This window comes from Pleomorphochaeta sp. (genome assembly GCF_050031695.1).
Taxonomy (GTDB): Bacteria; Spirochaetota; Spirochaetia; order Sphaerochaetales; family Sphaerochaetaceae; genus Pleomorphochaeta.
In genome coordinates this window covers 94,842-108,420 of sequence record NZ_JBNAIC010000005.1, presented here as the reverse complement: position 1 = coordinate 108,420, position 13,579 = coordinate 94,842, and the positions used below count along the sequence as shown (strand labels likewise).

12 protein-coding genes are annotated in these 13,579 nt (G+C 28.2%); 7 read left to right on the top strand and 5 right to left on the bottom strand.

Translation table 11 applies throughout. The features are described from left to right. Positions 1 to 13: 13 nt before the first annotated feature. The gene (locus ACPKM0_RS00860; protein WP_472472908.1) at positions 14 to 1,372 is read left to right on the top strand and encodes a hypothetical protein; all 1,359 of its coding nucleotides are present in this window, start codon (positions 14 to 16) and stop codon (positions 1,370 to 1,372) included. Between the two features lie 378 nt (positions 1,373 to 1,750). Next, on the top strand, positions 1,751 to 2,869 hold the full coding sequence (locus ACPKM0_RS00855; RefSeq protein ID WP_472472907.1) for an IS110 family RNA-guided transposase: 1,119 nt from the start codon (positions 1,751 to 1,753) through the stop codon (positions 2,867 to 2,869). A 257-nt stretch (positions 2,870 to 3,126) separates the two neighbouring features. On the opposite strand, the gene ACPKM0_RS00850 is transcribed toward ACPKM0_RS00855, so the two are convergent. Continuing rightward, positions 3,127 to 3,609 carry a flavin reductase family protein gene (locus ACPKM0_RS00850; RefSeq protein WP_472472906.1) on the bottom strand — a complete coding sequence of 161 codons (483 nt, stop codon included), beginning with the start codon at positions 3,607 to 3,609 and terminating at the stop codon, positions 3,127 to 3,129. Positions 3,610 to 3,790: 181 nt separating this feature from the next. Between ACPKM0_RS00850 and ACPKM0_RS00845 the strand changes: the two genes are divergently transcribed. Continuing rightward, positions 3,791 to 4,546, top strand: a complete 756-nt coding sequence (locus ACPKM0_RS00845) for a 6-phosphogluconolactonase (protein ID WP_472472905.1) — start codon at positions 3,791 to 3,793, stop codon at positions 4,544 to 4,546. Between the two features lie 26 nt (positions 4,547 to 4,572). Further along, positions 4,573 to 5,505: a YitT family protein gene (locus ACPKM0_RS00840; protein ID WP_472472904.1), complete on the top strand. Its 933-nt coding sequence runs from the start codon at positions 4,573 to 4,575 to the stop codon at positions 5,503 to 5,505. A 35-nt stretch (positions 5,506 to 5,540) separates the two neighbouring features. On the opposite strand, the gene trpB is transcribed toward ACPKM0_RS00840, so the two are convergent. Beyond that, a complete protein-coding gene (trpB, locus tag ACPKM0_RS00835) occupies positions 5,541 to 6,836 on the bottom strand; it encodes a tryptophan synthase subunit beta (RefSeq protein ID WP_472472903.1) in 1,296 nt (431 codons plus the stop codon). Between the two features lie 81 nt (positions 6,837 to 6,917). Further along, complete coding sequence (locus ACPKM0_RS00830; RefSeq protein WP_472472902.1) at positions 6,918 to 7,325, bottom strand: NUDIX hydrolase; 408 nt, start codon at positions 7,323 to 7,325, stop codon at positions 6,918 to 6,920. 76 nt (positions 7,326 to 7,401) lie between these two features. On the opposite strand from ACPKM0_RS00830, the gene ACPKM0_RS00825 reads away from it, so the two are divergent. Next, the gene (locus tag ACPKM0_RS00825) at positions 7,402 to 8,049 is read left to right on the top strand and encodes a Crp/Fnr family transcriptional regulator (RefSeq protein WP_472472901.1); all 648 of its coding nucleotides are present in this window, start codon (positions 7,402 to 7,404) and stop codon (positions 8,047 to 8,049) included. Between the two features lies 1 nt (position 8,050). On the opposite strand, the gene trxA is transcribed toward ACPKM0_RS00825, so the two are convergent. Further along, positions 8,051 to 8,365, bottom strand: coding sequence for a thioredoxin (trxA, locus tag ACPKM0_RS00820; protein ID WP_472472900.1), 315 nt, complete (start codon positions 8,363 to 8,365; stop codon positions 8,051 to 8,053). Between the two features lie 164 nt (positions 8,366 to 8,529). Between trxA and ACPKM0_RS00815 the strand changes: the two genes are divergently transcribed. Further along, a complete protein-coding gene (locus ACPKM0_RS00815) occupies positions 8,530 to 9,210 on the top strand; it encodes a YjjG family noncanonical pyrimidine nucleotidase (RefSeq protein ID WP_472472899.1) in 681 nt (226 codons plus the stop codon). On the opposite strand, the gene ACPKM0_RS00810 is transcribed toward ACPKM0_RS00815, so the two are convergent. Then, positions 9,205 to 9,927, bottom strand: a complete 723-nt coding sequence (locus ACPKM0_RS00810) for a DNA alkylation repair protein (protein ID WP_472472898.1) — start codon at positions 9,925 to 9,927, stop codon at positions 9,205 to 9,207. The two genes, ACPKM0_RS00815 and ACPKM0_RS00810, sit on opposite strands and share 6 nt — an antisense overlap. A 180-nt stretch (positions 9,928 to 10,107) precedes the next feature. Here ACPKM0_RS00810 and ACPKM0_RS00805 point away from each other — a divergent pair, with 180 nt between their 5' ends. Then, positions 10,108 to 13,578, top strand: a complete 3,471-nt coding sequence (locus ACPKM0_RS00805) for an ATP-binding protein (RefSeq protein ID WP_472472897.1) — start codon at positions 10,108 to 10,110, stop codon at positions 13,576 to 13,578. The last annotated feature ends 1 nt before the right edge of the window (position 13,579 follow it).

Here is a 13,579-nt window from a genome sequence, read left to right as displayed (position 1 = left end):
ATTTGGAGGAAGTATGAAAAAGTTTTCTGCTTTATTATTAACAGGTATTATAGGAACAAGTATGTTGTTTGCAGATTTTTCTGGTACAGCAACATTTTCACACACATTAGCAGATTTTGATACAGCTAATTTAGATTTTGGCATGGCAAATACTAATGAATTTGATGCTACAATTTCTTTATTCTCAGAAAGTAGTTCTTCAGTAGGAGAAGGTGATGTTTATGCAGGAGTTGATGCTTCTTTAGATCTTTATCTATTAGAAGAATCAGGTGACGATGTAGATGAAGAAACAACAACAGATTCTGATAACACAGTTACTACTGACTTAGGTTATTTTGATTTAGATTTAGATGTTGATGCATATGTAAAAGGTGAAGGCTGGTGTTTAAATATTTCTGGTGTTGCTGATCCTGTAGACTATGCTGCTGATATCACAGCTTTAGATGATGACGATGATGCTTATAACTATGCTGTTGCTGGTAATACTTTAGCTGGTGTTACTTTAACATTAGATGAATATGGTACATTCTCATTAGGTATTGAAAATGGTGAATTAAAAGATTTAGCTCAAACTGATGTTTATGTAGCTGCTGAAACTAATTCTTTAGAATTAGCTGAAGGTGTTACAGCTCAAGTTGGTGCTTCTGCTTTAATTGATACAGCATTAACAAGAAGCATGGAAGCAGGTGCTTCTGCAATGGTTGATTATGCAATGGATGACTTAACAGTTTCATTTGCAATTGATGCTGGTTATGATGCTTTAGTAGGTTTTGGTTGGGATTCATTCGTAGCTGTTGCAGCTGATGCATTAACAGTTGATGCTTACTATGGTCCATTAAATACTAATGCTGACTTTGATTTCGATGATACATCTTTAGACGGCTTAGAAAACAAAGTATATGATGCTGATGCTGATGGTGATGATACAACTAATTCTGATGATGATTTATATTCAATTGATAACTTATTAAACGTTAATGCTAGTTATGATATGGCTTCAATGGATGTTCCAGTTTCTATTGACTTAACAGCTTTAGACTTAGTTAATACTCAAGACATTGATGTACAAATTAATTATGCTTTATCTGATGAATTAGCTCCTTATGTAACAGCTGGTTTTGATATTGATGCTAAAGACTGGTGTGCAGGTGCTGGTGCAACTTATACAACTGATATGTATACAGCTGATGCTTCATTCTCAATCTCAGATGCTGGTGTAGTTTCTGCTGCTGCTTCTGTAGAAAGCACAACATTAGTTGATAATGCTACATTAACATTAGCTTGGGAAGATGGTGATGACTTATTCAACATTGATGGTTCTGCAGGTTCTGCTTGGGGTTCATTAACAGCTTATTGTGAAATTGATTTCTAATATAATTTATATTAAAAATATGGCTGTCCTTTTTAGGACAGCTTTTTTATTTTAAAAATTATTAGTATTTTTAGACATTTAAGTCTTAGTTTGTAAGTGCAAAAAAAGTAGTATGTCTATAGTTGGTAAGTCAAAGGTGTTATCCTATTCTTGACGGAGAATGGGAACCGGTGATCGTGTAAGGGTTATTTGTGATGGATACTGTTAATACAGATATACCTCAATAAAAAAGATACAATAGCCGGTCATCGAAGACTACAGGGAGATATCTCGAGATTCTTCTCGAGATAATCTCAATAATAAAAATGAAGGACATTTTGTCACTCCCTTTCATAAAGCTTCCCAACAATCTGTTAATTTAACTTAAGGAGGCTGCCCATGATAGACAGACCTAAAGAATTAACGGCAACTAGAATTATCGGTTTGGATCTTTCCAAAAAAACTCTAGTTGGATGTACACTTTCAAGAGATTCAGGATTTCAAAAGAAATCTTTCTTTAATGAAAAGATGAATGAGCAAGGAAGAAATAACTTAATTTCTCAGTTCAAGGTTGGTGATGCAATATTTATGGAAGGTGGAACTTCTTCTTTTAATCTAGCAAGATATCTTTTAGAACACACTGCATCTAATGTTTATGTCCTTAATCCAATGAAATTGCATATTATTTTTGAATCAATATGTAAAACAGATAAGCAAGATGCTGCAAAGATTGCTAAATATGCAAGAGATGCTAATCCTGAAAATTGGGTTCTTATACCAATTCCTACAAAAGAAGAATCAGCTGATAGAGCATTGATAAAACTTCATATAGCATATTCTCAATTACAAACTAAATTAATTAATAAACTTCATGCAATATTTACAGGTATGGGTTATCCAGATTTAAAGAAATCAGATTTAAAAAATCCTGAAAAAAGACAATCTTGTGTTGATGAATTACTTAAGGAAGATTTAGCTATTTTTAGTGCAAATTTATTAGTTCGTAACATTGAAGTAGTAGAATCTCAAAAAGAACAAATTCATAATAAAATTATCCAAATTTTAATAAATCACCCTAAAGAGGCTTTAGCTTGGTTATCAATACCAGGTATTGGTGATATTACTGCAGCAACACTTATAGCTTTCGTTGGAAATGGAGAAAGGTTTTCTAAAGCAGATCAACTTAGAAATTATATAGGACTCATTCCTAGAAAAGATCAATCGGGTTCAGTAGATAAGCAATTAAGTGTTTCTCATTTTGGATGCATGCCTGTTAGAAGACATATAGTACAAGCAGCTTGGAGCATAAAAAACTTTAATCATAATTGTTCTCTTACAAGGTATTGGCAAAAACTTGAAAAAAGAGGGAAATTTGGTCAAAAAACAGCAGTTGCAACAGCTAATAAAATGATATCTATTGGATTTGCTCTATTAAAGAATGGTGAGATTTATAACATGGTAGATGAAGAATATTTCTTTAATAAATTAAAGCGTTATAAACTTGAAGCTCTCATTTGAAATATTAATAACCAATTAATTTCAAATAAGAGCTACCTCGTTAACTAAAACATCTAACATAGTTTTAGCTTAACAACATTAATTCCCAAAAACAAGACCTTAGCCAGAAGGTCTAACATAATATGTGTAAAAAAGATAGAAAAAAATAAAATTATAAAAAACTTGACAACTATAGACAAATAAAATAATCCCATATATGAATTTATAATTCAAAATATGGGATATCTTTAATTTATTTAGCTGATTATTAATTAATATTAAAGTAAATCTATTTTACCAAAATTGATGCTACCATCTTCATTTAGGTATTCTTCATCTGCATGAACTTTTTCAACTTTTAGTACAAACATTTCATGAGAACCTGTCATAATACTATCAACAATTGTTCCTTCAATATTAACAGGACAATCAGTTAAGATAGGGCAATCAATTGTATCAGCTGGTGCTGTATTGATATCTTTAAGTTTATCTTCATCTCTTCCACTAACTGATCCAAGATATTTATACTCATTAGCATAAGATTTAGGTACGATATTAACTACCATAACACCACTTTCTTTAATTAAGTTGTATGAAAATCTACTTGGAACAATACCAACCATTAGCATTGGTGGGGCATAACTACAATTTCCACAATATGCTACTGCAAGGGCATTCTCTCTTCCATCTTTTCCTTTACATGATACTAATACATTTGGAGCTGGAGCTAGACTGCTTCTTTTTTTAGCTTCCTTTTTCATATATTTACCTCTTTATAAATAAAATTCTACTTACTATTATCCAAATTTTTCGACATAAGTCAAATACATATAAATTATCATTAACTTATTTTTCTGATTTTTTAAAAATCTTATTAAATTATTATAATTATATCTTGCTACATATTATTCAAAACTGTAAATTAGTCTCAAGGAGAATATAATGCGTATTACTATTAGTGACGATAAACGAGATTTAGGTGTTCAAGCAGCTAAGCTTGGAGCAGATAAAATTCTTGAAGCTATTGAAGAAAAAGGCCATGCAACTATTGTATTAGAATCTGGTGCGAGCCAAATCGAAACTTTAAAGAATTTAGCTAATTATGATAATATCCCTTGGGATAAAGTTTGTGTTCTTCAATTTGATGAATTTATTGGAATTAAACCAAGTTCACCAAAAAGCAATACGTATTTCATTCAAACTTGTTTTCTAAACTTATTAGGTGAGACAAAGGTTAAATGTTTTCATCCTTTAGGTACAACTGAAAACTCTGTTGAAGAAATAAATAATATTGCACAGGATTTAGATATAGATGTAGCTTTTTCTTGTATAGGTGAGAATGGCCACTTAGGTTATAATGATCCTCCTGCAAATTTTGAAACTAGAGATGCATATATTGCCGTTGATTTAGATCTTAGAAGTAGAAAGCAGCTAGTAAGTGAGAAATGGTTTAGAAAACTAGATGATGTACCAACTCGTGCAATTACTTTATCTATTAAAAAACTGTTAAGTGCTAAAACTATTATTGTTTCTTGTCCTGATCAAAGAAAAGCAAGAGGTGTTGCAACCTGTTTGTTTGGTCAAGTGTCTCACTTACAACCTTGTACTGCACTTAGAAGAAAAGCTGAATGTAATTTATTCTTAGATAAACCTTCTTCAATTTTAATATTAAGTGATAATAGACCAAAATATCATTAAAAATTTAATTCATAAAAGAGAACAATATGAAAAATACAATAAGGGATTATACCCAAATAATTCTTGGAACAATGATTTCAGGATTTGGAATTGCTTGTTTTATTACTCCAGCTAAAATAGCTGCTGGTGGTGTTAGTGGTATTGCTACAATAGTATATTATTTATTTGGTATAGATACAGGGTTAACTATGATTTTAATTTCTATCCCTTTATTTTTAATAGGAATGAAAATCTTTGGTCCCTTATATGGTGTAAAAAGTTTTGTAGGTACTACTCTCTTATCTGTTTTTGTTTCCATTTTTGGCCAATTAACTAATTATCAAGGGTTTTTAGGCTATTCTGATAAAGTAGACATACTATTATCTGCTATATTTGGTAGTGTTTTAGTGGGCGGTGGAATTGGTTTAGTAATGAGAGCTGGCTCAAATACTGGTGGAACCGATATTGTTGGTCAAATCTTAAATTTATATACTCCATTAAATCTTGGAACTTGTGTTTTTATTTTTGATGCAATAATAGTTATTGTTGGTGGATTAGTATTTGGATTAGAAAGAGCTTTATTTGCAGTTTGTGCTTTATATGTTTCAGGACAAATGATAAATTTCGTTGTAATGAGTCTAGGCACTAAATATGCAAAAACGGCTTATATCGTTAGTGAAAATCATGAAGCAATATCTAGAAGGATAATAGATGAAATGAACCGTGGTGGCACTATATTGCACGGTCAAGGCATTTATACGAAGAAAGATAGAGCAACTTTAATGGCTGTTGTTCCTAATCAACTAATTAATCAATTAACTCAGATTGTGCATGAAGAAGATGATAATGCATTTATGATAGTTCATGAAGCGTATCAAGTACTTGGATTTGGATATTCTCCAATTTCAAAAGTCTTAGAATCAAATAAAAGTAGACCAACTCCCAAAAAAATATCATCTAAAAAAAATCCTAAGGATTAAACCCTTAGGATTAGAAATATAATAATGATTTATTACTATTTATTAGTTTTACTTTGAATGGAAGCCATAAATTCTTCATAACCACCTTTTAAAGTTTCACTAGGTTCATAACCTGCTAGAGGGTAATTTTCAATTACGAAATCTATATCTTTATCACCTCTGCCTGATAAATTAACAAGAAGATTGACATCTTTATCTAATTCTCTAGCTCTTTTAATTGCATATGCTACAGCATGTGAAGATTCAAGAGCTGGAATGATTCCTTCCATTCTAGATAGACCATAGAAAGCTTCAACAGCTTCTCTATCGTTTGCATAATGATATTCAACTCTATTAATATCTTTTAAGTAGCAATGTTGTGGACCAACACCAGGATAGTCTAAACCACTAGCAATAGAATAAACAGGTAAAGGAGCGCCTTCATCATCTTGAAGAAGATAACATTTAAAGCCATGAATCATTCCTTTTGAACCTTTTGTAATTGTTGCAGCATGGTCTGGAGTTTCAATACCTCTACCTGCTGGTTCAACACCATGAATTTTAACGTCTTTATCTTCTAAGAAACCACTGAAAATACCAGCAGCATTTGAACCACCACCTACACAAGCAATAACTTCATCAGGTAATTTGCCTGTTAATTCTAACATTTGAAGTCTAGCTTCTCTACCTACAACAGATTGGAAATCTCTAACCATCATTGGGAAAGGGTGAGGGCCAACAACAGATCCAATACAGTATAATTGAGTAATAGGATCTTTTAAATAAGCTTCAAAACAAGCATCAACTGCATCTTTTAATGTTTTAGTTCCTCTAGTAACTGTTACAACAGTTGCACCTAAGATTTTCATTCTAGTTACATTAGGAGCTTCTTTTTTTACATCAATTTCACCCATGTAGATATCACATTCAAGTCCTAAAAGAGCTGCAGCAGTAGCAAGAGCAACACCATGTTGTCCGGCACCAGTTTCTGCAATTATTTTTTTATAACCCATTCTTTTTGCTAAAAGAGCCTCACCTACACAGTGATTAATTTTATGTGCACCTGTATGATTTAAATCTTCTCTTTTTAAATATATTTGAGCTCCACCTACAGCTTCGCTTAATCTTTTTGCATGATATACAGGAGAAGGTCTACCTACATAATGTTGTAGTAAATATTCATATTCATCTAAAAATGTTGGATCTTCAATAGCTTTTTTATATTGAGCTGTTACGTTATCCATTATTTTTTGAAGGTCTTCTGGGATAAAAGATCCACCATATTCTCCAAAAAAACCATCATCATTAGGTAAGTTAGTTGTATCAATTCCTTTAGTTATTAGATTAGTCACTTTATTCTCCTTAATATGTTTCTGTAAAAAGAAACTCATTTATTAAGGCTATGTTACTATATACAGAAACATGTTGTCAAGTTAAATTTCTAAAATTATTTTTTTTGCTGTATTTATTTGATCTTCTAACAAATCGATTAGGGGAGAAGGTAAATTATCTATATCAAACCAAGCTGAAGACAATACTTCTTCTTTAAATAGATTGTCATTATTATAAGGAACTTTACAAAGATAAGTATTCCAAATGAATTTATTATCTCTAATTTCATCTAAAAGAAAAAGTTTGGAATTTATTTTTATACCTGTTTCTTCTTCACATTCTCTTTTTGCAGTAGTTTCAAAATTATTGTTATCTGACTCTTCCATTTTACCGCCAGGAATTCCCCAATAACCAATGTTTGGGAAATACTTTCTTTGTCCCAATAATACTTTTATTTTATTTTTATTTCTTTTGTATACTAATATTGCAGCACCTTTACAGTTTTTCATAAATAATAAACCTTTATTTCTTATTTTTTTTTATATTTAGCTTTTCTTTTTATTAAGTTCAAATTATTATTTCAATATGGAATATGAAATAAATAAAATACTACCTTTTTATAATAAATTAAGAACTAGTGATAAACTAGCCCTAGATAGAGTTTCTAGAAAAAAAATGGATAAAGGGACAATGCTCCCGAGATGTTCAGGTGTTCTTTGTGTATTAGAAGGACGACTTAGAGTATATATAGTTAATGAGAATGGAAAAGAAATTACATTATATAGATTATTTAGTGGGGATGTATGTGTTCTCTCTGGTAGTTGTGGTATAAGAAATATAAGTTTTGAAGTACATGTAAAGTCAGAAATTGAAACTACATTATGTACAATACCAAGTTCTATATATCATAACCTTGAGGAAAAATATCCTGAAGTTACTTCTTTTTCTAATTCTGTAATGGCTGAAAGATTATCCGATGTTATGTGGACTTTAGAACAAGTCGCATTTAGTAGTATGGATAAAAGAGTTGCATCTTATTTAGTTGAACAAAGAGCAATGTCACAATGTGATGATTTATCTATAACACATGATGAAATTGCCCGGGATCTTGGTACAGCTAGAGAGGTTATCTCTAGGATGTTAAAATATTTTCAAAACGAAGGTTGGATAATACAAGGCAGAGGGAGGGTCTCTATTAAAGATTATTCTGCCCTGTATGATCTTTCCGCGTAAATTATAGGCCTAACATTCTTCTTAAACCAGGTTCTTGGTTAACACCAGCTACTTGGCTTTTGATTTTACCGTTTTCAAAAACAATAAGAGTAGGAATACTCATTACACCAAATTGTTGTGCTAGTGCTGGATGTTCATCTACATTAATTTTGCAGATTCTAGCTTCTTTTTCTGTAATTGTATTTTGGAAAGTTTCTAAAATAGATCCTTGCATTCTGCAAGGTCCACACCATGCTGCCCAAAAGTCTACTAATACAGGTACGTCAGATTTCAAAACATCTTCTTCGAAAGTTTCAGTTGTAGTATGTCTAATCATTTTTTTCTCCTACTTATTTTATAGTTAATAGTATGTTTTTATTTATGAACATAATATAGCAATAAAATAATCCTTTGTTTGTGATAATGTCACCTAGTAACAAATTTAATAAAAATAAAATCCCAGGCTTTTACAAATCCCTATATTTATTATACATTATTTTTATGAAATATAAACATTTATTATTTGATGCTGATAATACACTATTTGATTTTACTAAAGGTGAATATGATACTTTTATTAAATTAGGTCAAAAATATAACTTTGAAGTATCTAAATCCGTGATGGATGAGTATCATGTTATCAATAAAGCGTGTTGGAAAGCTTATGAAGAAGGCACTTTGGCTCAAAGTAAACTTAGAGTTTTACGATTTGAAAATTTTATTAATCATTTTGAATTAGATATTAATCCAATTGAAATGGAAAAAGATTTTACAAAAATTTTGTCAGTACAAAAACATTTATTAAAAGACTCTCATTTTGTTTTATCTTCTTTAAAAAAAAGAGGCTATCAAATTGAGATGATTACAAATGGATTAGTAGATGCTCAATATGGAAGATTGGTAGCTACAGATATCCAAAAATATTTTTCTAATATATTTATTAGCGGTGAAATGGGGTGCCAAAAACCTGATATTGAATATTTTGATATAGTTTTAGAAACAATTAATGCTGAAAAAGAAAAGTGTTTGGTAATTGGTGATCGTTTAGAAAGTGATATTTTAGGAGCAATGAAATCAAATATTGATTCTGTTTGGTTAAATAATAAAAAAGATGTATTACCAAAAGAGTATACTCCTACCTTTATAATTGAAGAATTAAATACTTTATTAGATATATTATAATAAAGAATTTATTTCATTTCTTAATTTTTTTAATTCAATCTTATCAGATTCAGAAATCCTACGACTTTCTATGGATTTCTGAATTGCAATTTTATTAACTCTATTGTTAATCTTTTTCCCAAATATATATGGATAAGTTATATCTCTTTGTTTTGCTAAAGCTGTTGCAAATGCCCACCCTAATGCCATTTCAACATAATATTCTTCACTCTTTACACTCAAGAATAACATTAAAGTCTTTTCAATATATTCATCAATTAAATATGATTTCATTAAACTTACAACTGCAAATCTAATATCCCATAAGTTTTCAGATTTTAAAAGGTTTGATAAATATTCAAAATAAGATGATAAATCTTTTTTTCTAGGTTTTATTGCTAAAGCTATAGTATCGTTTGTGGACCAACTATTATTATACTTTAATAATTTATCTAAATAACTATAGAAAGTTGCTTGATCAATTTTTTTTGAGAGAAAAGAAAAAGTAAAATAAGATATAAGTACTTCCTCATAAATTAATGGTTCAGTATAATTTAAAAAATCGTCAATATGAGATATTCCTTCATTTAATGAAAGTTGTTTTGATATATTTTTTATTTCATTAGTTTTAATTCCTAATATTTTATACTTATCATTAAGTTTTAATTTATTTGAAAATTCAATTTGTTTTTTATTGCTTTCTAGTAATAATATTTTGTCTAATTCTCTCTTTTTCATAAAAACCTCACTATTATTATATACAAAAAACTTTACAAAGGGTAAAAAAAATATAATTCTCCTAACTTTTTATAAGGTATAAAATTAAATGATTAATTTGCATTATTATATAATTGAGAGTATAATAGGTTTATTGTTTATTTGAATGGACAAAAGGGTAAGCCTGGGGAATTTAATAAAATGAGCTTAATGTGGGACATAAATAATATAAAATCAATTTGTATAGAATTTTTAAGTAATTGTTTTATTTTAAAAGAAATAAGTTGTTGCTATCAATATGTATCTAAAGATGTAATATTATTGGATGAAGAAAATAATGTTGATATCAAGAATATGAACGATATTTTTTCTTATTTATTAAATGTAAAAACTTTTTCTAAGTATCAAATTCTAAATATAAATGCTTTTAAAACCGATAAGAACCAAGGTGTTGTTTCTATTTCCCTTTTTGTTAGAAATTCTCATAAAATTCCTATTACTTTTACTTGTAATATTTCAAATGATAAAGTTGAAATATCAAAGATATATATTGCTAAATCAATGAAAATATCAAAAGAAGGTCTTTTAGATAATAAGATGGAAGATTTTTCAGAAACTTTAGAAATTAATGAGAAAATTGATATTGAAAGAGAGAATTTAATTAATTCAATAGATGGTGGTTATTGTAGTTTTAAATTAGTTAATAATAAAGTTGTACCTTTATCTTTTTCTTATAAATTACCTTTATTCTTAGGCTATGATAGAAAAGATTTTGCAAACATTTTTTTTAATAATTTTCTTTCTTTGTTTCCAAAGCATACTAGAAATAATTTATATAAAGATGTTGATATTGCATTAAATAATGATAAGCCTTATTCAGCTACAGTTGAAGTTATTAATAAAAAAGGTGAAATTAATCCTATATATACAACTTTTAAAAAGGTTAATGATATAAATGGAAATGTTTTATTAAATGTTCTAGTTTTAGGTAATAATTTCGATGTTAAGTTAAATAAAGATATCTTAAATTATATGAATACCGGTATTTTTGTTATACAAAAAGATGATAAGTTATTATTTACAAATAAAGTTGCAAAATTATATTTAGAGAAATTCGATGAAGTTAGATCGCTTGTAAATCCTTTAAAGACAATTTATTTAGATAAAACTGTTAATGTTTTTGGTGAGGTTGTCTATGAAATCAAAACACAAACTGGTATTTATTTTGAGATTAAAGAAAAAGAAATCGAATGGTTAGGTGAATTAGTTTTAATTAGAATCATAAATGATATTTCTCCTAGAAAACGTATATTAAAAACAGTATCAGAAAATACAAGAAAACTAGATTTAGCAATCACTAGTTTAAATGCTTTTTGTTGGACTTACCTTACAAATATGGATTCTTTAATTGTAGATAATAAATATAAAGAAAATTTTAATTTAGAAACAAATTTTATAATTAAATTTAAATCTGTAATTGAGAAATATAAAATTATTTATAAAAAAGATATTGATATCTTTTTTTCAGAAATTCAGAAAACTATTGACGGTGGTCCTAATAATATTTTTTGTATTCGTCTAAGACTTATTAAAGATGGTGAATATAGATGGTGTAAACTGAGTAATAATTTAATCAATGAAGAAAATGAAACCTCAAAAGTTCTTATTACAATTCAAGATATATCTGAAGATATGACTTCAATGAAAAAATACATCAATTTATCTGAACAATTTGAGTATGAAGCCTCAGGTAAATTAGTTTCATATATTACTAATTTATCTCAAAATAAAATTGATAAAATTATTTCAACAAGAGGTGAAATAAATTATACAAAATACCATACTGCTGACCAGTTATTTAAGTTTTCTGAAAATTGTAGGATTGGTGATTATAACAAAAAATTAGATGAAAAATACATGAATGTTGAAGGTCTATTAAAATGTTATAAAGAAGGCATAACTAATTTTAGTTATGTAGTCAGTTATAGTTTTAACGAAAGAAAATTATGGGTAGAAAAAACGTTCTCTCTAGTAAAGAATCCAATAAGTAATGATATTATTGCTTTCCATTCAATAAAAGATGCTACTAATGAAATTCAAATAAACCAAATTTTAGATTATATTGTTGAAAAACATTTTGATTTTATTGTTAGAGTTAATCTAAATAATAGAAAATGTAATTTAATTATTAATCCTAAATATGCTCCAACTAGAGGGAAAACAAGATATTTGTATTCTATTAAATCCTTAATTCAATTGTTATTTAATCATGGAGATTTAAAAGTTCCAACAGAAGATGAATACATAAGGTTTTTAGCAAATTCTCTAAAATCTACTGATTATTTTGAAGATTATATAGAATATAAAGAGAATAATGAAAAGTATAGAAAAAAGATTAATCTTTATAAATTAAATGATATTGAAGAAACGGTTATTGTTGCTTGTTCTGATATTACTGCATTAACCCATGCAGATAACAAGAAAAATGAAATCTTGAAAAGAGCTTTAGAACTAGCTAATCAAGCAAATAAAGCAAAAACAACTTTCCTCTCTGCAATGAGCCATGATATTAGAACCCCTATTAATGCTATTTTAGGAATGACAAATATTGCTTTAGAAGATGTAAAAAATGAAAAACAAGTATTAGAAAGTTTTGAAATAATAAAAAATTCTTCAAAACATTTGCTTGATTTAATTAATGAAATTTTAGAAATGAGTGCAATTGAGAGTGGAAAACATATAATTAAAAATGAAGTATTAGATATAAATACTCAAATAATAAATGTTATTGAAAGGTTATCTCCAATTGCAAGAAAGAAAAATATTGAGATTCAATATTTTAATGATGATATACTTGATCCTAAATTTTTAGGAGACTCTTTAGCTATTTCACGTATTGTTGAGAATATAACTAATAATGCAATTAAATTTACACCTACAAATGGAAAAGTTAAAATATTTGTTGATGATAAAGTTAATGATATTTGTTCTAATAATATTTTACGTATTTCTATTAGTGATTCTGGATATGGAATTGAGAAAAATGATATTGATAAAATATTTGATTCTTTTTATAGGCTTGGTAATGCAGCAAAAGGTGATGTTGAAGGAACGGGCTTAGGTTTATCTATAACTAAAGGTTTAATTGATTCATTAAATGGAAAAATAAAGGTTAATAGTGTTAAGAATCAAGGGACAACTTTTATTGTTGATTTACCATTATCTAGGATAAGCAATCAGATAGAATGCAATAACAGTGATAATCATATAGATATTTCAAAAAATATTTTAGAAAATGTAAAGATTCTATTAATTGAAGATCATCCTATAAATTTATTAGTTGCAAAAAAAATGTTAGAGAAATTTGGTGCAACAGTTATTTGTGCTAAAGATGGAAGAAATGGAATAAATTTATTTATAGACTCAACCATTAATTATTATGATATTATTTTTATGGATATTCAAATGCCAAATATAGATGGAATAGAAGCAACAAAAATAATAAGAAGTTTAGATAGAGAAGATTCTAATACTGTTCCAATTATTGCGATGACAGCTAATGCTTTTGATGAAGATGTAAAGAAATGCTTGGCTTGCGGAATGAATTCTCATATAGCAAAACCTATTGAAATGAATATAGTAATAAATGAAATAAAGAGATTTCTAAAATAAA

What these genes read in the sequence shown, in the direction of transcription:
- ACPKM0_RS00860 (WP_472472908.1), top strand. Translation starts at nt 14, where the DNA reads ATGAAAAAGTTTTCTGCTTTATTATTAACAGGTATTATAGGAACAAGT.
- ACPKM0_RS00855 (WP_472472907.1), top strand. Translation starts at nt 1,751, where the DNA reads ATGATAGACAGACCTAAAGAATTAACGGCAACTAGAATTATCGGTTTG.
- ACPKM0_RS00850 (WP_472472906.1), bottom strand. Translation starts at nt 3,609, where the DNA reads ATGAAAAAGGAAGCTAAAAAAAGAAGCAGTCTAGCTCCAGCTCCAAAT.
- ACPKM0_RS00845 (WP_472472905.1), top strand. Translation starts at nt 3,791, where the DNA reads ATGCGTATTACTATTAGTGACGATAAACGAGATTTAGGTGTTCAAGCA.
- ACPKM0_RS00840 (WP_472472904.1), top strand. Translation starts at nt 4,573, where the DNA reads ATGAAAAATACAATAAGGGATTATACCCAAATAATTCTTGGAACAATG.
- ACPKM0_RS00830 (WP_472472902.1), bottom strand. Translation starts at nt 7,325, where the DNA reads ATGAAAAACTGTAAAGGTGCTGCAATATTAGTATACAAAAGAAATAAA.
- ACPKM0_RS00825 (WP_472472901.1), top strand. Translation starts at nt 7,402, where the DNA reads ATGGAATATGAAATAAATAAAATACTACCTTTTTATAATAAATTAAGA.
- trxA (WP_472472900.1), bottom strand. Translation starts at nt 8,365, where the DNA reads ATGATTAGACATACTACAACTGAAACTTTCGAAGAAGATGTTTTGAAA.
- ACPKM0_RS00815 (WP_472472899.1), top strand. Translation starts at nt 8,530, where the DNA reads ATGAAATATAAACATTTATTATTTGATGCTGATAATACACTATTTGAT.
- ACPKM0_RS00810 (WP_472472898.1), bottom strand. Translation starts at nt 9,927, where the DNA reads ATGAAAAAGAGAGAATTAGACAAAATATTATTACTAGAAAGCAATAAA.
- ACPKM0_RS00805 (WP_472472897.1), top strand. Translation starts at nt 10,108, where the DNA reads ATGAGCTTAATGTGGGACATAAATAATATAAAATCAATTTGTATAGAA.